An 18,732-nucleotide genomic window follows, 5' to 3' on the forward strand; every position below is an offset into this window, starting at 1 on the left:
AGCTACTTTCAGTATTGAATGAGAAAAATACAAGAACAGGTGGCGAAAAACGATTCGTTTTTCGCCACCTGTTCTATTTTAGGGACTTATTGGACAGCCCCTTTTCATGTAAGTCGATAAAAGCCCCGTATATTTGATACAATATAAAGCGCATATTTGTAGCAATCGTTTAATCCTTTTTATGATAGATTTTTGTACATTGAAGAAAGTTGGTTGGAAACTGATGCAAAAAATAATGATTGATGAGCAATTTGATCAAGTTTATATTCGGATGTTCACGCACTTGTCCAATTTGTTTTTTGAGCAATCAAAGATCGTAACAGAGGCAGATCCAGAGGCGCTTGCCGTTCAAATGGAACTGTCGAAGACGGCTGAAGGAGAAATTGTTTGTACCGCTAACATGGAAGTGGGTGGGCAACAGTACGAAGCAACCTTTTCTGAGCGGGAAGAATTGGCGAATGAAAAGGAGAAAGTGCGTCAAACGAAAAGGCTTTATTCACATGTGTTTTTGGACGTGTTAGAGCAATATACAGGTATGACACAATCATGGGGAATCTTGACCGGCATTCGCCCGATGAAGCTTTACCACCAATATCGCCAACTTGGCTTTGGAGTGGAAGAAGTAAAATCTTTGCTTATGGAAAAGCATCGTGTGTCGGAAGAGAAATGTAATTTGCTATCTCAAATAGAAGAAGTGCAGTTAAAAGCGATTCCTGACTTACATCAGTTGCGTAATGAAGTAAGCATTTATATCGGCATTCCGTTTTGCCCGACGAAATGTGCGTATTGCACGTTTCCTGCTTACGCGATTCATAGGAAAAATGGTCGGGTCGAATCGTTTTTAGACGGATTGCATGAAGAAATCCGCGAAATCGGCAAATGGCTGAAAGAGCGCGAAATGAAAATTACGACGATCTATTTTGGCGGAGGCACGCCGACGAGCATAGAGGCGGATGAGATGGATGCCCTCTATCAAACGATGGTTGATTCATTTCCAAATATGGAAACCGTTCGAGAAATCACTGTGGAGGCAGGCCGTCCGGATACGATTACACCGGAGAAAATCGAAGTGTTGAAAAAATGGGGCATCGATCGGATTAGTGTTAATCCGCAATCTTATACGGATGAAACGTTGAAGGCGATCGGCCGACACCATTCTGTTCAAGAGACAATCGATAAATTTTGGCTGTCCCGCAATATGGGCATGAAAAATATTAATATGGATTTAATTATTGGATTGCCAAATGAAGGTTTGGCAGAATTTGAGCATTCTTTATTAGAGACGGAAAAAATGCAACCTGAGTCGCTCACTGTTCATACGCTATCCTTTAAGCGTGCATCTGAAATGACGAGAAATAAAGATAAGTATAAAGTGGCGGATCGGGAAACAGTGGAACAAATGATGAAGATGGGCGAACGTTGGACAGCTGCGAATGGCTATGCACCGTATTATTTGTACCGGCAAAAAAACATTTTAGGAAATTTGGAGAATATCGGTTACGCAAAGCCGAATGAGGAAAGCTTGTACAACATTATCATTATGGAAGAAGTGCAAACTATTATTGGGATCGGCTGTGGTGCTTCCAGTAAATTTATGGAGCCGGAGAGCGGCAAAATTACCCAATTCCATAATCCGAAAGATCCTGCAGCGTATATACTTACATTTGAAGAGTATATCGATAAAAAGATTGAACATTTAGAGCGAATTTTTCCAAACCAACTCGTTCAGCAAAAGTAATGGGAATTACCCTTGTGACGATACTGTCGCAAGGGTTTTTTCATACGATGTGCTTGCCCCCTCTATAGATGGTAATATGAATTGGCGAATGGAAGTGGTCATCTTCTTCTTAACCTAAGCATCCATCGAGGGATCGTTGACATACAAGCAAATAATTACGTAGAAAATTAAAGGGTTTTTGAGAAACCGTAGCGAATAGTATAAAGTGAATGATCATTCATTTTTAAAAAGGGGTGTGCGATATGTTTTCTACGATTGAATTGACGACTGACGGCAGATTGGCGAGATTAACGTTGAACAGGCCGGAAGCGATGAATGCGATGGATGATGTGATGATGAGGGAGCTTGCAGAAGCATTTGAATCATTAAAGGAAAATGAAGAGGTTCAAGTTTTAATTATCCAAGGGGAGGGGCGCGCATTTTCGGCTGGCGGAGATATTAAGAAAATGGTAGACCCGGAAAAACCGATGGATATCAGTACTGTAATGGTTGATGTCTCTAGGCTTGCCAAAGGGTTATATGAATTGCCTCAAATTACGATTGCATCCATTCACGGAGCTGCTGCTGGATTAGGTTTCAGTTTATCATTAGGCTGCGATGTGTTGATTGCCGAAGAAAATAGTAAATTGGCGATGAACTTCATTGGCATCGGCCTCGTACCGGATGGAGCTGGACATTTCTTTTTGAAAGAGCGGATTGGAATTCCTAAGGCGAAGCAGCTAATTTGGTCCGGAGAAGTGATGGATGGAAATACGGCCAAAAAACGAGGACTCGTTGATGAAGTCGTTCCGGAAGGGCAAGCTGCGGCGACTGCAGAAGCATTGGCAAGTCAATTCCTTGCTGCTCCAATTCGCGCGATGATCGCATCAAAAAAGATTTTGCATGAACAAAACTTGAAGGAATTGGAACAAGTTTTATCAATGGAAAGCAAGTATCAAGTAGAAATGCGTCAAACAGAAGACCATTTGGAAGGTATTCAAGCGTTTGTCCAAAAGAGAAAGCCTGAATTCGCTGGGAAATAAAGAGAAGGACTCATTCCGCATAATTGGAATTGAGTCCTTTTTGACGATATTTTTTAGCTGTTTCCCGCCATGAGAAATATCCTTTTTCAACAGCGGATAATAATAATTCTGCAGTTTCGATATTTGTGGCAAGTGGTACACCGTATACGTCACAAAGGCGCAATAAGGCGCTGACGTCAGGCTCATGGGGCTGTGCCGTTAGCGGGTCTCGGAAGAAGAGGATTAAATCCAGATGGCCAGTGGCAACCATTGCACCGATTTGTTGATCTCCACCTAAAGGACCGGACATCATCCGCTCAACGGATAAGTTGGTTTCTTCCATAATCCTCATTCCCGTCGTTCCGGTTGCATATAGCTTGTACTTTGAAAAAATATGTTCATAAGCGATTGTGAAATTTACCATTTCATCTTTTTTGCGATCATGTGCAATTAGTGCGATATTCATTTGACGCACCCCCTAATGGAAATGTAAGACTTATAAGGAAGGATAGCTTCCTCCCAAATAGGGTACCACATTGAAAGAAAAACTCAAACGTGGAACAATAATAATTTTCCTGCAGGCGATGCTAGCCGATGTGTCTGTTCGCTCAAGTTTTGTTCTTCTAAAATAGCAGCCCCTTTTTCTTTTGCTTCTTCATCCGACGCTGCAGTAAAAGTTTCCTCTGTAATCATCTTTCCCGTTTTTTCATACGCAGTCAATTTATAAGTTCTCATCAACATTCAGCTCCTTTTTCATCATTATACTATGAAATGGCAAAGAATGAATAGTCATTCACTTTTTGTGAAGGAAAACTTCATACGATTTAAGAAAGCGTTATGCGTGTAAGAGTGACAATAATACGTGTTCAAAATGATTGATACGGTTTTGATTGGATTGAAGCGGTGTTGAAGTTGTTTATGCGCTAAGAACAGTGAGTTTAGCGTTTTCCTGTCAATTAATGCGTGAAAGTAGAAGATTTTTTTTATGAATTCGAATGATAGAAGAAATTATTATAGAGAATATGTAAAGGAAGCTTGACAATGCGGAAATAGTAAAGTAAGCTTCACGTAAAGTGACCTTTACATCGGGAGGGGTGTTTTCGACTGAACAATTTAATTAGAGAAAAGAGAACGGAGAGGGGATGGACGCAAGATGATTTATCGGAAATGCTTCAAGTCTCAAGGCAAACGATCATTTCTCTTGAAAAAGGGAGATATAATCCATCTCTCATTCTTGCATTTAAAATCGCCAAACTGTTTGGTTGTCGAATAGAAGAACTATTCATACCGGAGGAGGAATGAAAATGTATGAGGGGTTTGACATTTGGGCGTTCTTGGCTGGATTGCCTACCGGTTTACTGATCTGTGGCATTGTGTTTTATTTTGTAAGAAAAAAGAACATGAAAGAAAGAGTGTATGACGAGCGGTATAAGAATCTTCATAGACATGCAAAGTCGATATCGTGGCATGTAACGGCAGTCGCTATTATTATCGCATGGCTTATTACGATGATTGTAGAAGGGCCTAAGCTAGCGTTTTTCCTTTTAACTTTTTTATGGGTTACCCATATGATTTCCTGGATAATCGGCGCGGCTGTTGCAAGCAAACATCATTGAATTGAAAGGAGTGGAGGCGATGCCTTCATTGGAAAGCATTGCGGGTTTTTTCACAGGGGCGGGAGTCGTTTTGTTATTGCTGTTCTTGTATATAAGAAAGGGAAAGAAAGAGAAGCGGTTTGATGAGCGTTATGAAGAAGTGCATTCGAAAGCAAGAACAATTTCATGGTCGATTACACTCATCGTATTGATGCTTTTGTGGGTCGCCGCAATCGTGTTTGATCTTGGAACGTTGCCGTTTATTTTTGCGATCAGTGCATATAGTGTGTTGTTGCTCAGTTATATTGTATCAGCGATATGGCTTAATAAAATTATGTAGGATGAGTTAGAAAGGGGAAGGCGCATGACATTATTATTAGAACATGTCACGAAACGATTTGGAGACTTCACGGCGGTAGATGATTTGTCATTGTCCGTTGCAGAAGGGATGATGCATGGCTTTTTAGGAGCGAACGGTGCGGGGAAAACGACAACGTTCCGGATGGTTTTAGGTTTATTGAATGCAAATGAAGGACAGATCACTTGGAATGGGAAGACCATTTCGTATGAAACGAGCCCGCAAATCGGGTATTTGCCGGAGGAGCGTGGACTTTATCCGAAAATGAAAGTTGGAGACCAGCTATTATTTTTAGGAGAGTTAAGAGGGATGAAGAAAGCGGATGCTAAAAAAGCGATGGCCCATTGGCTCGATCGTTTTGAAGTTCCTCAATATGAACATAAAAAGGTTGAAGAGCTGTCGAAAGGGAATCAGCAGAAAATACAAGTGATTGCGGCTTTAATGCATGATCCGAAATTGCTCATTCTTGACGAACCTTTTTCCGGATTAGACCCGGTGAATGTTGAAATGTTGAAAAGTGCAATTCTTGATTTCAGGAAAAATGGAGCGACAATCGTATTTTCAAGCCATCGGATGGATCATGTGGAGGAATTATGCGAACAGCTTAGCATCGTCCATAAAGGGAAGCAAATTGTAAATGGTAATTTAAAAGATGTTAAAAGATCATTCGGCAGGCAAAATGTGCGTATTAAATCCGACTCTGATCTATCAGGTTTGGAAACAATGAATGGCGTGTTATCCTTCACGAAATCGGTTGAAGGCGGCCTTTATCAAATTGAGGATGAAGCAGTTGCCAACCAATTGCTTGAAAACGCATTGAAGATCGGGCCGATCCGCCACTTTGAAATTGAAGAGCCTTCATTGCAAGATATCTTTATCGCAAAGGTGGGGAAAGAACATGCGTGAGTTTTGGATCATTTTTAAGCAGGCGTTCATTACAAAGACGAAAACGAAGTCTTTTATCATTACGACTTTAATTATGGTTGCAGCCATTTTCTTGCTGGCGAATGCACAAAAAATTATCGATGGTGTGCAACAAGCATCATCGGGTTCTGAGGAGCCTGTTATAAAAATAATGGATGAAAGCGGGCATCTTGTAGATCGGCTTAAAGGTCAATTGGATGACAGCGATATCGGCACACGTATTGAATCCACTGACGAAACAGAAGAAGCATTGAGTAAACAGCTATCAAAAGAAGAAATTGATTCTTTCATGACTTTGTCAATTGATGAGAATAATATTATCCATGCAAACTATGTAACGATGAGTCTCGTAGATTTCAGCTTACCGACAAGATTGCAGGATGCTTTGCAAACGATTCAAACGGAAATGAAAGCAGAAGAACTTTCATTGACAGGTTCGGAAGTTCAGACGCTTTTTGCACCGATTCAATTTGAACAGAAAAACGTGTCGCCGTCAGCGAAGTCTGAGGATGAATTAATGCAGGCAAGAATTCTTGTATATGTGCTCATGTTTGTCATCTATTTTGCTGTCATTATCTATTCAAGTATGATTGCCATGGAAGTAGCGACTGAAAAATCTTCGCGTGTTATGGAAATTCTTATTTCCAGTGTTTCTCCGGTGAAGCATATGTTTGCTAAAGTGTTAGGAATCGGCACATTGGGCATTGTTCAGATCATTGTTTATGGAATTGCCGGTTGGATTGCATTTCAAACTTCTAAGAGCGATGCAACGGAAGGCATTCAAAGCTTCTTCAATTTTTCGGATTTAAATAAAGTGACACTAGTATACGCAGTGATCTTCTTCCTATTAGGCTATTTCCTATATGCAACATTGGCGGCGCTTTTAGGATCGTTAGTTAGCCGTACTGAAGATGTTCAGCAAATGATTATGCCGATGTCATTGCTCATTATTGCTGCATTCATTATAGCGGCGACTGGGCTAGGGAATCCAGAATTAGGTTATTTGAAATTCACATCGTACATCCCATTTTTCGCGCCTTTAGTTATGTTCCTGCGGGTTGGCATGCTTGATTTGCCTGTATGGGAGCCATTGCTCTCAATTGGCATCATGCTATTGACGATTTTCGTGTTAGGCTGGTTCGGCGCACGTGTTTATAAAGGCGGCGTTTTAATGTACGGTCCGTCACGTTCATTGAAAGATATTAAGAAAGCGATTCAATTAGGGAAAGAATGATAAGCACCGGCAAAAGTCCGTAAATACGGATCTCTGCCGGTTTTTTCATGCGCTCTAATTGGATTTATGATAGAATTAGAACAAATATTCGTTTGGGAGGGATTGGCATGGCGTCCATCCGTTTTATTCATGCAGCCGACTTGCACTTGGATAGTCCATTCAAAGGAATGACGGAGCTACCGCAAGAAATGCTGGAACAGCTACGGGAAAGCACATTTGCGGCTTTTGATCAACTGATCAATTATGCAGTTGAAACTAAGCCGGATTTTGTTTTAATTGTTGGCGATGTATACGACGGGGAAGAAAGAAGCTTGAAGGCGCAAATGCGATTCCAGTCAGGAATGGAAAAATTGAATGATGCCGCAATTCCTGTTTTCGTTACCTATGGCAATCATGATCATTTGAACGGCAAATGGACACGGTTTGCATTGCCAGCCAATGTTTTTGAGTTCGGAGGACAAGTTGAAGATGTCTGCATAGACATTAGGGGTAGACGAGTTGTGCTGCATGGCTTTAGTTATGCAGAGAGACATATTAAGGAAAGAATGATTGACTCCTATCCTGTAGCAGAGGATCGGGACGTCCTTCATATTGGCCTTTTGCATGGCAGTGCGGCAGGCGATGAAACACATGCTGTCTATGCTCCTTTTACAATCGCTGATTTAGTATCTAAACGCTACGATTATTGGGCATTAGGCCATATTCATAAGCGACAAATTCTTCACGAAGAACCAATGGTCGTTTATTCGGGAAACTTGCAAGGAAGGCATCGAAACGAAAGGGGAAGCAAAGGGTTTTACGAGGTCGAATTGGACGGGCATGAAACAAAATTGAATTTTGTGTCCACATCATCGGTTGTATTTGAACGTGTGGAAGTGAGCTGCAAAGGGATTCAGCACGCTAATGAATGGTTTTCCGCATGTATGGAAGCAATTGATTCGTTTACATATGAAAATGGTTCAGCAATCGTTGAAATTATTTTGACAGATGTTGAAGAAATGACGATGGAGCTGTTTAGCCAATCGGGAATGGATGAATGGCTGCATGCATTGAGGGAAATGGCAGCAGAGAGAGAACCGTTTGCGTTCGTTCAGAAAATCCACATCGTTCAAACAAGTAAATTGCATGCTGCCTATGAACCTTTAGTGGAGTCGGTTCTTCAGCAAATTGACAGTTGGACAACTGAGCAATGGAAAGGAATCTTAGAGGATCTTTATGGGCATGCCCAAGCAGGGCGTTTTTTAGATAGACTGCATTCAGAAGATTTGATGGAAATACGAAAAGATGCAGAAAAGCTTCTGTACGTTGAAATGTCGAAACTGAAATGAGGTGAATAGATGTTTATTAAAAAACTTGTCATATATGGGTTTGGCAAGCATCGTAATGTTTCGCTCGATTTGGAACGGGGCGTCAATATCGTATACGGCATGAATGAGGCCGGCAAGACGACGTTACAGCAGTTCATCCTGCAAATACTTTTCGGTTTCCCGCAGAAAAATAGTGTACTGCAACGGTATGAACCGAAAAACGGTCATGCATTCGGAGGTCAGTTGCATATAGAAGATGATACATATGGCAGCTGCATTATTGAAAGAGTGGCCGGGAAATCTGCAGGGAATGTTACTGTACGCTTTGAAGATGGCACGACAGGAGGAAATGAGGCGTTACAAGCTATATTGAGGCAATATGATCGAACTTCATTTGAGGCGATTTTTTCCTTTTCACTGTTCCAGCTGCAAGGTTTGGAGAAGATGACCGAAGATGAGTTGAATAGGCTTTTATTGGCGTCTGGGACGACTGGTGTCGATGCTTTGCTCCAATTGGAAAAGCAAATGGAAAAAGAAATGGGCGAGCTGTTCAAAAAAACGGGACGCAATCCGGTTATGAATGTCCGTTTGCAGGAGCTCCGGCAATTGGAAAAGGAATTAAAAGAAGAGCGAGCAAAAGTGGATTCGTATGCACCGAAAATGAAGCGCTTAATTGAAGTGGACGAAGAGATTGAACAATTGCAAAAAGCATATGCTTCCCTGCAAGCGGATAGTAGAGAAACTGCAATGCACTTACAAGCTATGCCTCAACTAAAACGGATGCGTTCAATTGAAAACCGACTTGCTCAATTGAAGACGACAAAATTCCCGAGGGACGGCATTCGCCGCTATGAAATGTTGATTGGAAGAAAGGAGGAAGCTGAGGCAAAAAAAGCGACCTATCTTTCAGAACGGCAACAATTGGAGAAACGACTCTTAGACAAGCCAGACCGTAAAATGATCGATCAGATGGCGTCATTGTTATCCCGAGAAAGTGAATGGCATAATAACGTTGCTCTGCGGGAATCGTTGATCGAAGAAAAGCGGCAATTGCTAAACCGAAAACACCGTTTATTGGATCGGATAGGGATTCGTGAGGGCGACAGCCGATTGTCGGAAGGCGACCTGTCGATTAAGCAGGAGGAGCTGCTGCATGAGCAGCTATCAGAGGTGAATGAAACAGAGCGTCAAATCGGCTATGTCAAACGGCAGTTAGAGCAATCCGAAGCAGAATGGAAAAGCTATGAACGGGAATGGCAAGAAAATGAACGACTTTCACCATCGCCAGCTGAAGAAGAAAAGGTAGAACAGTGGCATGCAGACCGAAACAAGTACTTGGAAGCAAAAGCGTATATACAGCTTGTAGAGCAAAAACGAAGAAATGTATTGCCTGTCTTGGCAATAGGTGCCGTTGCAGTCGCAGCTGCAATTACGGGAGCAATCTTGCAAAAGATCATGTTTATAGTGATAGGCGTTTTAATGGCAGCTGCAGCACTATATGTTCATCAACTGCAAAGCAAAAATGGATCCGACTCAAAGAAATCTGCAGAAATGAAACGGTTGATCGCTACATATGATGGACAAGTAGAGCAGCTTGATGATCTGTTCGAAAAGATTCGGGTTTACAAGGAGCGGAAAGCAAACTTGGAGCTGCAATTGAGAAAGATCAATCAAGCAATGCAAGTGTTGGATGCGGAATTGATTGCTTTAACAGATGAGCGAAAGCGGCTTGGACAGTCTGTCAATCGTTTCTTTGAACAGTACGGCATTCAACAATTGCCGAATAGCGGCGTAGTGCAGGAGCTTTTTAGAATGCTAAGGGAAGTTCAGGAAATCAAAAGAGACGTAGAAGAAATTGATAGACGAATTGCAGTACTATCCGAAAAAACAACGATGTGGAAGAAAGAAATTTCTTCATTGTTGCCAAATGAAGTGCCGGAAAACCTATTGTTTAACGTTCTTCGACAGGAATACACAGCGCTTGTTGCGGATGAAGCCGCTTATTCGGAAGCAGTGATACGTTTCGATGCAATTGGCAGGAAGTTGATGGAAATAGAGCAGATTGCCGCTTCATTACAACAGCAAATTCGTCAATTATTCGATGAAGCGAATGCAGATGGAGAAACCGGTTTTTACAAAGCGCATGAGGATTATCAAGAGTATTCATCGCTCACTCGCCAATTGGCCGATATGACAGAAAACAAAACATGCCAAGGCGCAAATAAGGCGTTTGAACATTTTACGGAGTTCGAGTTGGAACAAAAAATCGAAGATACTAATAACGCGATAGCAACGATGGAAGAACAACTTCACCATCTCCAACAGGAAAAAGCATCGTTGGCATACGAAACGGATCAATTATTGTCGGATGATACAATGCAGAAAAAACGTCAACTCTTTGAGATGAAGAAGGCTGGATTTGCCGAACTGTCGAAGCGATGGGCGACAGTTCAGGTCGTTTCCGAAGGAATTAAGCGGACGATGGATGAATTGAAAGAGAAGAAGCTTCCGGAAGTAATGAAAACCGCAGAGCAATTTTTCAAACGGTTAACTGGAGGAGCATACGATACGCTCAGCATCTCCGAAAAGGGTCTCTTTCAAGCAATTGATTGTACAGGTAGGCAATTTTCAATTTATGAATTAAGCCAAGCGACGAAGGAACAAGCTTATTTATCGCTGCGGCTGTCACTTTCGATGGCGATGGAGGAATCTGCTCCGTTTCCGATCATTATGGATGATCCGTTCGTCCACTTTGATGAAACACGACTTTCGAGTATGATTACTATTATGGAAGAGAGAAAGAATGCGCAGCAATTCATCTACTTTACTTGTCATGAAAGTTTGAAGTATGCATGGACGGATGCAGCAATACTAAACGTTTCTGAATTAGGGAACGAGGAGGGGATGTTGTACGATGAAAAAAATCATGGAGCACCAAGTTGGAGAACCGGTCGACCTTTACTTGCTGATCAAACAATCGACGAAAGGGATCACGCAACAAGGAAGTCCGTTCATGACCCTTATCCTGCAAGATAAAAGCGGAGATATTGAAGCGAAGCTATGGGATACAGGAGAAGAGCAAGAAAAAATGTATTGCGCTGCGACAATTGTAAGAGTTGGTGGCGAAGTGCATGAATATAGAGGCAAAAACCAACTGCGCATTAAAAGCATCCGCCCTGTCAGAGAAGATGAGGACATTTCCATTTCCGACCTATTGCCGTCGGCTGAAAAAAGTAAAGAAGCGTTATTCGAAGAGCTTCTCCAATTCTTTTTTGAAATGAAAAACCCAGCTATCCAAAGGATTACTCGGCATATTTTGAAAAAGCATCAAGCTGATTTCATGGTATATCCGGCAGCGACTAAAAATCATCATGACTATGTCTCAGGATTGTTGGATCATGTTGTCTCCATGTTGAAATTGGGCAAAGCAATTGCTGATTTATATCCGACATTGAACAAAGACCTTTTATATGCAGGTATTATTTTGCATGATATCGGAAAGGTCATCGAATTATCCGGGCCAGTCGCAACCCAATACACGGTAGAAGGAAATTTGATCGGTCATATTACGATTATGGTCAATGAAATTTCAAAAGCTGCAGATGAACTTTCGATTCAAGGTGAAGAAGTTGTGCTATTGCAGCATATGGTATTATCGCATCATGGAAAAGAAGAATGGGGAAGCCCTAAGAAGCCGATGTTGAAAGAGGCTGAAATGCTTCATTACATTGATAATATCGATGCAAAGATGAATATGCTGAACCGGGCGATGGCGAAAACAGCAAAAGGTGAATTCACTGAGCGGATATTTCCGCTCGACAATCGTTCATTTTACAAACCGACCTTTGAATAATGCAAGAAAAAAAGTAGAGATAGCCAAATTGGCCAATCTCTACTTTTTTAGATCTTATTTGCTTTCTTTGTCTGCATCTTTATCTGTGTCTTTTTTGTCGTCAGCTGGAAGGTAAGGGTCCATCACGTGTTTGAATTCATCCGCTTTAACATCGATATCCGCTTTCTTCAACAGATCTGTTAATTTCTCTTCGAATTCAATGCCTTTCAAATTGTTTTCTACTTCAGCACGGATGTCTTCTTCCGTTTTTTCTGTTTCCGCTTTGCGAGTGTCTAACAGTTCGATAACATGGTATCCGAAGCTTGTTTTAACAGGTTCGCTAATTTCGCCTTTTTTAAGTGCGTATGCAGCGTCTTCGAATTCTTGTACCATTTTACCTTGTCCAAACCAACCAAGGTCACCGCCAGTTTCTTGTGCAACGGGTTCAGTCGAGAATTCTTTCGCCAATTTTTCGAAGTCTTCTCCATCTTTCAGCTTCTTAATAATATCTTCTGCTGTTTTTTCATCTTTTACAAGTATGTGGCGTGCGTGTAATTCAGTTTGAGCTCTTTCGACGCCAGTCTTAATTGCTTCATCGGATACTTCAAGAGAATCGATCAGTTTTTGTTGCAGCATTTTCGATTTAATATTTTTCTCAAAGAATTTTTCAGTTATACCATTTTGTTGCAAATAAAGATCGAAGCTATCTCCGTAAGCTTCTTTTTCTTTATCAATTTCCTCTTTCAATTCTTTATCGGAAACTTTATATTCACTTTCAATTGCGCGCATAAGGATTAAGTTTTCCATTACTTGAGCGCCAAGTGCATCTTTCATTTCTGTATACAAGTCTTCTTTCGTAATATCGCCTACTTTAGTAGCTACAAGCACTTCATCATCTGAAGCTTTGTCATTTGTACAAGCGGATAATGCCAATACTGATGCGGCCATGGACATAGCAAGAATCGTTTTTTTCATGGATATTCTCTCCTAACTTTTGTGTACAACAGTTGATACTATAACATAAAAACGCTCATAAAACAAAAAGGTTCCATCAAATGATTCGCCTACGACGTGTAAAACCCGTTGCATACGATAAAAAGAGAGAGGAGGTGCTCGTATGAGTGGATATGGCGTAGGGCAAGGTTCTTCCGGATTCGCGTTGATCGTCGTATTGTTCATCCTGTTGATTATCGTCGGTGCAGCATATTTGTACTAATCAAAAAGTCCACGTCCCGGGGTAAATCCCGGCGTGGACTTTTTCATTTTCATTTGGATATCGGACTGGATTCGTACCCTTACCTCGTCCCGCCTTTTATTGGATGTTTAGAATAAGAACGAGTTATACTTTTAATAAAACTTCTAAATAAAACGATAGGATTAAGATTGTAATTAAAATATTGACGGTACGGTAGATTTTCGGTTGCTTTTCTTCCGGAATTTCGCGTGTTTGACAAAGTGCATATGTCATTTTGTTTATTTGGAATAAATAAAATAACGAGAATAGGACAGTAATAATAAGGATCAAATCCATTCCTCCTCTTCATAGCTTCTATTTATGATAGCAGAAATAGAACGCTGTGCAAATTATTTTTCCTCCGCTACTTGCAATTCAGGCAGCGTCTCTTCTTCTTTTTCGATTTGTGAGGAGTACAGAGCGACTAATTCTCCGTTTTGATCCGCAAAGGAATCGTCAATACTTTTAAAGCCCCGTTCAAAAATTTCCATAAAATCTTCCCCGTAAATATTGCGAATGACCGCCATGACTTCTAAAAACTCTGGGAATTTGCCGTAAATATTTTTTATTTGCAATGAACCATCTAATATGCCATGGTCTGACTTATAATAATTTTCGTTCATCTCATGGAGTAGAATTTCACCTTTATCTGTGACTGCGACGTATGTATTTCGACGATCGGTATCTTTTTTAAAGAAATTTAAGTATCCACGTTCCTCTAATTTCTTTGAAAAGTTAAATGCGGTAGATACGTGCATGACACCGAATTTAGCTACATCTGAAATCGTTGCCCCTTTAAGATGGTGAGCAATCATAAGAATATGGTGTTCATTAATATTCAAATCATAAGGTTTTATCCACTGTTGCCAATCTTTTTCAACGGCTTTCCAAAGAGCTTTAGACATCTGTGCAACACGTTGACTATAAATCATCGCATCTTTTTGTGAGAATTTTTGCTCCGTCATAAGATACCTCCAAAAGAAAATAATTTACGCTCCTTTCATTATAGCAGGAAAATAACAAATAAAAAAGTTGGAATTGCAAAAATTCTTTATAGAAAATAAAAAAAGGTACCCGAAAAGTGGATAACCTTTTACTTTTGATGTGATAGAAGTGATTGTTCCAATTCAGCGATAGACTGTTGAATCGATGAAATTTCCTTTTCCAATCGCTTTTTGTTCGCTTCTGTCGATTGTTGCCAATGTTGCAATGTGTCTTTTAAATCTTCTACTGTTTCTGGAAGTCGTTCCTTCGTTTCTTTCGCCAGATGACCGATCGAGGATTTTAATTCGGCAAATTTTCCTTTTACATCGGATAGCTTATATTTTATATCGGACGAAGCATGTTTGACAGATGTACGTAGTTCACTGCCTGTTTGAGGTGTGGAATAGAGCACTGTAATTGCTGCTGTAACAGAGCCCGCTAAAAGTCCGAGGACAAATGTAGAAGTTTTCAAATCGTCCCGCTCCTTTCATTATGAATAGTATTCCTGTTCTTAATTCAATTAAAACATGGGAGTGCGGGAGCGGGCAAGAATGAAGATATACAAAAAAGCTTCCCCTGTAAGAGGAAGCTTGCAGCTTGTTGACAAACGCTCGCATACTGCGTTGCTCGTCTCGCTCGTCCCCTCATGAACTTAAGTTCTATTCGGGTCTTCGCTCGACTTCGCGCGGGCCTGCACGATGCAGGTCATGCAGTCGTTGCGACAGGATGTCGCGCACTTAGACTGCCTTCCACGTGACAAGCGTTTTCAAGCCAAGCTGGGCAAACACCTATCTCATGACTACAAACCTTAAAAGGACTGTAGACAAAGTAAAAAGATACTTTGTCTACAGTCTGAAAGCTTCCCCTGTAAGAGGAAGCTTGTAGATTCATTAATGGTGTAAAGCTGTTTTGAATGAAGTTCTTTTTAATAGCCCGGTAATAATCGGATACATGATGAAGAAAACGACTCCATTCATGGCGATTGCCGGCAGTACAACTGTTAAAAATAGCAATCCGAAAGGTACGTTTGCCCCCATTACATAAATGGCGACGGATAAGAAAATTGTACCTGACAAAAGCGTTCCTAAACATGCGATCATTGTTGACACGACCAAATGTTGAGATAGCTTTTTCATTGCCACGATCACCGCATAGACGATAAATGCCGTAATGAATTTATCGATAATATTGGGGATGAACCCACCAGGAAAGCTCGTAAAGATGCCAGAAATGATGCCGGTTGTAGCACCTAAAAGAAACACGCTTTTCACATCAGGAAACAGGAAAATGCCGATAAACATCATCGTCAGCATGAAGTCAGGCTTCATGCCTTCACCGTAACCAGGGATCACCAAATATAAAGCTGCACCGACCGCGACTAAAATAGCCATTAACGTCAAATTTTTCGTATTCAATTCTACTCTCTCCTCTTCTATTCTCTTCTCAATACCTGTATTTTCCTAACGTATCCTCGTGATCGTTAGCGAAAATATTTATATACTGTACCACCAATTGTCCGAAAAATCAAGGTAGTTCATTGAATCTTTTCCGAATGCCATTTGCAATTTCATGTAATCGTTCCTGCGTAAATTCTTCTACTTTTGCATTCCACTCGAATTGGAAGCCATCCGTTTCATCATAGCGTGGAATTAAATGCAAATGAAAATGGAACACAGCTTGTCCTGCAGGCGCACCATTATTTTGCAATAGATTCATCCCGGCAGGAGCAAATTCTTCCTTTAGTATGTTTGCGATTTTAGGGACGACCTGAAAGAGATTTGCCGCCTCTTCCGCAGTCATTTCATAAATGTTTTCACGATGTGCTTTCGGAATGATCAACACATGGCCTTTTGTGACAGGCATGACATCCATGAAGGCGACTACAGATTCATCCTCATAAATTTTTTCACTTGGCAATGAACCTTCCGCGATTTTGCAAAAGATGCAAGAAGTCATTTGAAATCATCCTTTCCAGTTCATTTCTTGTTGAATTTCGGGCATTTCTCATCATAGTGTAGCATAGTTTATATGAAGGCGTGAAAGGTGGACAAAGCATTTCCTATTATTTTTTGGTAAGATGTTTATCATAACATAGCAAAAATGCAACGGAACGAATGCCGGGAGTGGAGGATGGATATGGCAATCTTATCAGTGAAAGATGTAACTGGCGGCTATACTCGAAAGCCTGTTTTGCATGATTTAACATTTGACATCAATGAAGGGGAGTTAGTTGGCTTAATCGGCTTGAACGGTGCCGGGAAAAGTACAACGATTAAGCATATTATCGGGTTAATGAACCCCCATGCAGGAAAAATAGAAGTGAATGGCGTGACTTTTGACGAAGATGCAGAGCAATATCGAAAATCGTTTACGTATATTCCTGAAACACCGATTTTGTATGAAGAACTTACGTTAAAAGAGCATTTGGAATTGACAGCGATGGCTTACGGCTTGGAACGGGAAGTTTACGAGGCGAGGGCGGAATCATTGCTGAAAGAATTTATGATGGAGAAAAGGCTGAATTGGTTTCCTGCGCATTTTTCAAAAGGGATGCGCCAGAAGGTTATGATTATGTGTGCATTTTTAGTGGAGCCTTCGCTGTACATAATCGACGAACCATTTGTCGGCTTAGACCCGATTGGAATTCGTTCACTATTAGATCAAATTTCAGAGCGGAAAGCTGCAGGAGCTTCCATTTTAATGTCTACACACGTATTATCGACTGCTGAAAAGCATTGTGACAGGATCATTTTCTTGCATGAAGGGAAAGTGCGTGCGCAAGGGACAATGGATGATTTGCGAGCGGCCTTCGGCAAGCCGGGCGCTTCATTAGATGAAATTTACATTGCGATGACAGAGGTTCAAAATCATGAAAAATTTGCGTGAGTTATGGGGGAAACGGCTAGCCCATTATATGAATGAACTGCAAAAGTATATGAAATTCATCTTTACCGGGCATTTAGCAGTTGTCTTACTATTTGCGATCGGAGCTGCTGGATATGCCTATAGCGAATGGTTAAAAGACGTACCTGCCGGTTTCCCATCTGCGATCCTAACAGCAGTTGTCATCGGAGCGGCGCTTACATTTAGTGCACCTGTCACATTATTGCAGCCGCCCGATAGCGTGTTTTTCCTGCCGCTTGAAACGAAATTAGATCGTTATATGAATCGCGCTTTGCGTTACACATTCTTTTCTCAGTTGCCGCTTCCGTTAATTTTGTTCATCGTAGCGATGCCTTTGCTGTCAGCGACTGGCCTCGGTGAGAGCAATATGTATTTATTGTTAACAGGTATCATACTATTGCTTGTGAAATGGCTGTATGTGCACACTGAATTTTATTTTCGATATGCGAATGAAGGAAATGGTGTTTTATTCGATCGGATCGTTCGGTTCGTATTGGCAGCATCCTTGCTGTACGTTGTCATTGAAGGACATGTATTTTTCATCCCGGTAATCGGTCTTGTAATGGCTATATATGATGTAATTTTTAAAATGAAAAGTGCAAAGGTGCCTTTCCCATATCGTCATTTCATTTCACTGGAACAAAATCGCATGATGCGTTTTTACAGATTCGCGAATTATTTTACGGATGTACCGCATTTAATGGGCTCGGTTAGCAGAAGAAGCTATTTGAATTTCGTTTTACGTCCTGCTATTTTTGGAAAAACGAAACCACAGCAATTTTTACTTCGGAGAACGCTTTTGCGTACAGATGACACGTTTTGGCTATGGGTACGGCTTACGTTATTATCCATTGTAGGCATTATACTCATTCCGTTTCCGATCGTGATTACAATCTTTGTAGGAGCGCTCTCTTTTGCAACGGCGATCCAACTGCTTCATTCGCTGAAGGCAGATGATGATTTCAGAATGGATATGCTATTTCCAGAAGTAGATCAAACACGCTTTCAGGCGATTCGGAAAACAGTCAGCTCTGCGCAATGGGTACAGACAGCCGCGGTGCTGATTACAGCATTTTTCATATATGGATTCAGTTTGACGCCGTTTATTTTATCGATCGTCGTCATTGTTATATCGCAATTGACAATACGAAGGACAAATTTGCAAACCGAATACGATTGACATCCAAGATTTGAAATGAAATAGAATATTCTCAAAACCCTTGCAACATTCCTTGATCGTTATGTATAATGGAAAAAAGGCATCAGGGGTGAGGGAGATGGAAAAAAACTATTCATATGCCGAGTTCTTAAAAGCCGTTGGGAAGAACAGTTCTTCGTTGCATGCTGAAAAACTGTTAAATGAAATTTATATGGATCTATTCATTAGCCATATACATCGTGAACAAAACAGAAACCGTCTCTTGGAACTGATTGACGAATCTCTTGACCATAACGATAAAGAAGCTTTTCATCGCTTAACGGAAGAGCTGCGTTTATTAGATGAAAACTGATCAACTGAAATTGTTATGTAAGAGGAACTTCCAATTTGAAGAATAGGAATAGAGCTGCTAACAAGCCACCGATTGGCTGTTAGGAGCTCTTTTTGTATTCAAAATGGTTG

22 protein-coding genes are annotated in these 18,732 nt (G+C 40.9%); 14 read left to right on the forward strand and 8 right to left on the reverse strand.

Annotated features, from left to right (window positions below; translation table 11 throughout):
• The first annotated feature begins 223 nt into the window (after nucleotides 1-223).
• Nucleotides 224-1,738, forward strand: a complete 1,515-nt coding sequence (locus ACFQ38_RS16705; protein WP_381482380.1) for a coproporphyrinogen III oxidase — start codon at nucleotides 224-226, stop codon at nucleotides 1,736-1,738.
• Between the two features lie 242 nt (nucleotides 1,739-1,980).
• Nucleotides 1,981-2,760 carry an enoyl-CoA hydratase gene (locus ACFQ38_RS16710; RefSeq protein WP_336823877.1) on the forward strand — a complete coding sequence of 260 codons (780 nt, stop codon included), beginning with the start codon at nucleotides 1,981-1,983 and terminating at the stop codon, nucleotides 2,758-2,760.
• Nucleotides 2,761-2,770: 10 nt separating this feature from the next.
• Here the strand turns inward: ACFQ38_RS16710 and mgsA are convergent, their stop codons facing one another.
• Together mgsA and ACFQ38_RS16720 are read right to left on the reverse strand one after the other, a co-directional pair.
• Nucleotides 2,771-3,205 (reverse strand): methylglyoxal synthase, encoded by a 435-nt coding sequence (gene mgsA / locus ACFQ38_RS16715; RefSeq protein WP_336823878.1) that lies wholly within the window; start codon nucleotides 3,203-3,205, stop codon nucleotides 2,771-2,773.
• An 83-nt stretch (nucleotides 3,206-3,288) separates the two neighbouring features.
• Nucleotides 3,289-3,474 carry a YhzD family protein gene (locus ACFQ38_RS16720; protein WP_336823879.1) on the reverse strand — a complete coding sequence of 62 codons (186 nt, stop codon included), beginning with the start codon at nucleotides 3,472-3,474 and terminating at the stop codon, nucleotides 3,289-3,291.
• Between the two features lie 369 nt (nucleotides 3,475-3,843).
• Here ACFQ38_RS16720 and ACFQ38_RS16725 point away from each other — a divergent pair, with 369 nt between their 5' ends.
• The 8 genes from ACFQ38_RS16725 to yhaM all read left to right on the forward strand — a co-directional run bounded on the left by ACFQ38_RS16725 (nucleotide 3,844) and on the right by yhaM (nucleotide 12,010).
• Nucleotides 3,844-4,041 carry a helix-turn-helix transcriptional regulator gene (locus ACFQ38_RS16725; protein WP_336823907.1) on the forward strand — a complete coding sequence of 66 codons (198 nt, stop codon included), beginning with the start codon at nucleotides 3,844-3,846 and terminating at the stop codon, nucleotides 4,039-4,041.
• Between the two features lie 2 nt (nucleotides 4,042-4,043).
• The gene (locus ACFQ38_RS16730) at nucleotides 4,044-4,355 is read left to right on the forward strand and encodes a DUF3796 domain-containing protein (RefSeq protein ID WP_381482383.1); all 312 of its coding nucleotides are present in this window, start codon (nucleotides 4,044-4,046) and stop codon (nucleotides 4,353-4,355) included.
• A gap of 19 nt (nucleotides 4,356-4,374) precedes the next feature.
• A complete protein-coding gene (locus ACFQ38_RS16735) occupies nucleotides 4,375-4,674 on the forward strand; it encodes a hypothetical protein (protein ID WP_336823881.1) in 300 nt (99 codons plus the stop codon).
• Between the two features lie 24 nt (nucleotides 4,675-4,698).
• The gene (locus tag ACFQ38_RS16740; protein ID WP_381482385.1) at nucleotides 4,699-5,598 is read left to right on the forward strand and encodes an ABC transporter ATP-binding protein; all 900 of its coding nucleotides are present in this window, start codon (nucleotides 4,699-4,701) and stop codon (nucleotides 5,596-5,598) included.
• A complete protein-coding gene (locus ACFQ38_RS16745) occupies nucleotides 5,591-6,850 on the forward strand; it encodes an ABC transporter permease (RefSeq protein WP_381482387.1) in 1,260 nt (419 codons plus the stop codon). Before ACFQ38_RS16740 ends, ACFQ38_RS16745 begins: the two co-directional genes overlap by 8 nt.
• A 107-nt stretch (nucleotides 6,851-6,957) precedes the next feature.
• Nucleotides 6,958-8,178, forward strand: coding sequence for a metallophosphoesterase family protein (locus ACFQ38_RS16750; protein WP_381482389.1), 1,221 nt, complete (start codon nucleotides 6,958-6,960; stop codon nucleotides 8,176-8,178).
• A gap of 9 nt (nucleotides 8,179-8,187) precedes the next feature.
• Nucleotides 8,188-11,193, forward strand: coding sequence for an ATP-binding protein (locus tag ACFQ38_RS16755; RefSeq protein ID WP_381482391.1), 3,006 nt, complete (start codon nucleotides 8,188-8,190; stop codon nucleotides 11,191-11,193).
• Complete coding sequence (gene yhaM / locus ACFQ38_RS16760; RefSeq protein ID WP_336823908.1) at nucleotides 11,084-12,010, forward strand: 3'-5' exoribonuclease YhaM; 927 nt, start codon at nucleotides 11,084-11,086, stop codon at nucleotides 12,008-12,010. Before ACFQ38_RS16755 ends, yhaM begins: the two co-directional genes overlap by 110 nt.
• 54 nt (nucleotides 12,011-12,064) lie before the next feature.
• On the opposite strand, the gene ACFQ38_RS16765 is transcribed toward yhaM, so the two are convergent.
• Complete coding sequence (locus ACFQ38_RS16765; RefSeq protein ID WP_381482393.1) at nucleotides 12,065-12,964, reverse strand: peptidylprolyl isomerase; 900 nt, start codon at nucleotides 12,962-12,964, stop codon at nucleotides 12,065-12,067.
• Between the two features lie 142 nt (nucleotides 12,965-13,106).
• On the opposite strand from ACFQ38_RS16765, the gene ACFQ38_RS16770 reads away from it, so the two are divergent.
• Nucleotides 13,107-13,205, forward strand: coding sequence for a YjcZ family sporulation protein (locus ACFQ38_RS16770; RefSeq protein WP_336823887.1), 99 nt, complete (start codon nucleotides 13,107-13,109; stop codon nucleotides 13,203-13,205).
• Nucleotides 13,206-13,328: 123 nt separating this feature from the next.
• Here the strand turns inward: ACFQ38_RS16770 and ACFQ38_RS16775 are convergent, their stop codons facing one another.
• From ACFQ38_RS16775 to ACFQ38_RS16795, 5 genes are all read right to left on the reverse strand, one after another.
• Entirely contained in the window at nucleotides 13,329-13,520 is a 192-nt protein-coding gene (locus tag ACFQ38_RS16775) for a hypothetical protein (RefSeq protein WP_381482395.1), read from the reverse strand.
• Between the two features lie 53 nt (nucleotides 13,521-13,573).
• The gene (locus ACFQ38_RS16780; protein ID WP_336823889.1) at nucleotides 13,574-14,188 is read right to left on the reverse strand and encodes an HTH-type transcriptional regulator Hpr; all 615 of its coding nucleotides are present in this window, start codon (nucleotides 14,186-14,188) and stop codon (nucleotides 13,574-13,576) included.
• Between the two features lie 128 nt (nucleotides 14,189-14,316).
• The gene (locus ACFQ38_RS16785; RefSeq protein ID WP_336823890.1) at nucleotides 14,317-14,679 is read right to left on the reverse strand and encodes a YtxH domain-containing protein; all 363 of its coding nucleotides are present in this window, start codon (nucleotides 14,677-14,679) and stop codon (nucleotides 14,317-14,319) included.
• Between the two features lie 418 nt (nucleotides 14,680-15,097).
• Complete coding sequence (locus tag ACFQ38_RS16790) at nucleotides 15,098-15,622, reverse strand: tryptophan transporter (protein WP_336823891.1); 525 nt, start codon at nucleotides 15,620-15,622, stop codon at nucleotides 15,098-15,100.
• 109 nt (nucleotides 15,623-15,731) lie between these two features.
• Nucleotides 15,732-16,163 carry an HIT family protein gene (locus ACFQ38_RS16795; RefSeq protein WP_336823892.1) on the reverse strand — a complete coding sequence of 144 codons (432 nt, stop codon included), beginning with the start codon at nucleotides 16,161-16,163 and terminating at the stop codon, nucleotides 15,732-15,734.
• Nucleotides 16,164-16,343: 180 nt separating this feature from the next.
• Between ACFQ38_RS16795 and ACFQ38_RS16800 the strand changes: the two genes are divergently transcribed.
• The 3 genes from ACFQ38_RS16800 to ACFQ38_RS16810 all read left to right on the forward strand — a co-directional run bounded on the left by ACFQ38_RS16800 (nucleotide 16,344) and on the right by ACFQ38_RS16810 (nucleotide 18,622).
• Entirely contained in the window at nucleotides 16,344-17,093 is a 750-nt protein-coding gene (locus tag ACFQ38_RS16800; protein ID WP_381482398.1) for an ABC transporter ATP-binding protein, read from the forward strand.
• Entirely contained in the window at nucleotides 17,077-18,291 is a 1,215-nt protein-coding gene (locus ACFQ38_RS16805) for an ABC transporter permease (RefSeq protein ID WP_336823894.1), read from the forward strand. The genes ACFQ38_RS16800 and ACFQ38_RS16805 overlap by 17 nt, the downstream gene beginning before the upstream one ends.
• 97 nt (nucleotides 18,292-18,388) lie before the next feature.
• Nucleotides 18,389-18,622 (forward strand): IDEAL domain-containing protein, encoded by a 234-nt coding sequence (locus ACFQ38_RS16810; protein WP_381482400.1) that lies wholly within the window; start codon nucleotides 18,389-18,391, stop codon nucleotides 18,620-18,622.
• Nucleotides 18,623-18,732: the final 110 nt, after the last annotated feature.

Source organism: Sporosarcina contaminans (assembly GCF_042679045.1).
Taxonomy (GTDB): domain Bacteria; phylum Bacillota; class Bacilli; order Bacillales_A; family Planococcaceae; genus Sporosarcina; species Sporosarcina contaminans.

Coding starts and splice junctions, on each gene's coding strand:
- ACFQ38_RS16770 (WP_336823887.1), top strand. CDS start 13,107: ATGAGTGGATATGGCGTAGGGCAAGGTTCTTCCGGATTCGCGTTGATC.
- ACFQ38_RS16740 (WP_381482385.1), top strand. CDS start 4,699: ATGACATTATTATTAGAACATGTCACGAAACGATTTGGAGACTTCACG.
- ACFQ38_RS16745 (WP_381482387.1), top strand. CDS start 5,591: ATGCGTGAGTTTTGGATCATTTTTAAGCAGGCGTTCATTACAAAGACG.
- ACFQ38_RS16810 (WP_381482400.1), top strand. CDS start 18,389: ATGGAAAAAAACTATTCATATGCCGAGTTCTTAAAAGCCGTTGGGAAG.
- ACFQ38_RS16720 (WP_336823879.1), bottom strand. CDS start 3,474: ATGAGAACTTATAAATTGACTGCGTATGAAAAAACGGGAAAGATGATT.
- mgsA (WP_336823878.1), bottom strand. CDS start 3,205: ATGAATATCGCACTAATTGCACATGATCGCAAAAAAGATGAAATGGTA.
- ACFQ38_RS16775 (WP_381482395.1), bottom strand. CDS start 13,520: ATGGATTTGATCCTTATTATTACTGTCCTATTCTCGTTATTTTATTTA.
- ACFQ38_RS16730 (WP_381482383.1), top strand. CDS start 4,044: ATGTATGAGGGGTTTGACATTTGGGCGTTCTTGGCTGGATTGCCTACC.
- ACFQ38_RS16805 (WP_336823894.1), top strand. CDS start 17,077: ATGAAAAATTTGCGTGAGTTATGGGGGAAACGGCTAGCCCATTATATG.
- ACFQ38_RS16765 (WP_381482393.1), bottom strand. CDS start 12,964: ATGAAAAAAACGATTCTTGCTATGTCCATGGCCGCATCAGTATTGGCA.
- ACFQ38_RS16795 (WP_336823892.1), bottom strand. CDS start 16,163: ATGACTTCTTGCATCTTTTGCAAAATCGCGGAAGGTTCATTGCCAAGT.
- yhaM (WP_336823908.1), top strand. CDS start 11,084: ATGGAGCACCAAGTTGGAGAACCGGTCGACCTTTACTTGCTGATCAAA.
- ACFQ38_RS16750 (WP_381482389.1), top strand. CDS start 6,958: ATGGCGTCCATCCGTTTTATTCATGCAGCCGACTTGCACTTGGATAGT.
- ACFQ38_RS16800 (WP_381482398.1), top strand. CDS start 16,344: ATGGCAATCTTATCAGTGAAAGATGTAACTGGCGGCTATACTCGAAAG.
- ACFQ38_RS16755 (WP_381482391.1), top strand. CDS start 8,188: ATGTTTATTAAAAAACTTGTCATATATGGGTTTGGCAAGCATCGTAAT.
- ACFQ38_RS16780 (WP_336823889.1), bottom strand. CDS start 14,188: ATGACGGAGCAAAAATTCTCACAAAAAGATGCGATGATTTATAGTCAA.
- ACFQ38_RS16710 (WP_336823877.1), top strand. CDS start 1,981: ATGTTTTCTACGATTGAATTGACGACTGACGGCAGATTGGCGAGATTA.
- ACFQ38_RS16705 (WP_381482380.1), top strand. CDS start 224: ATGCAAAAAATAATGATTGATGAGCAATTTGATCAAGTTTATATTCGG.
- ACFQ38_RS16735 (WP_336823881.1), top strand. CDS start 4,375: ATGCCTTCATTGGAAAGCATTGCGGGTTTTTTCACAGGGGCGGGAGTC.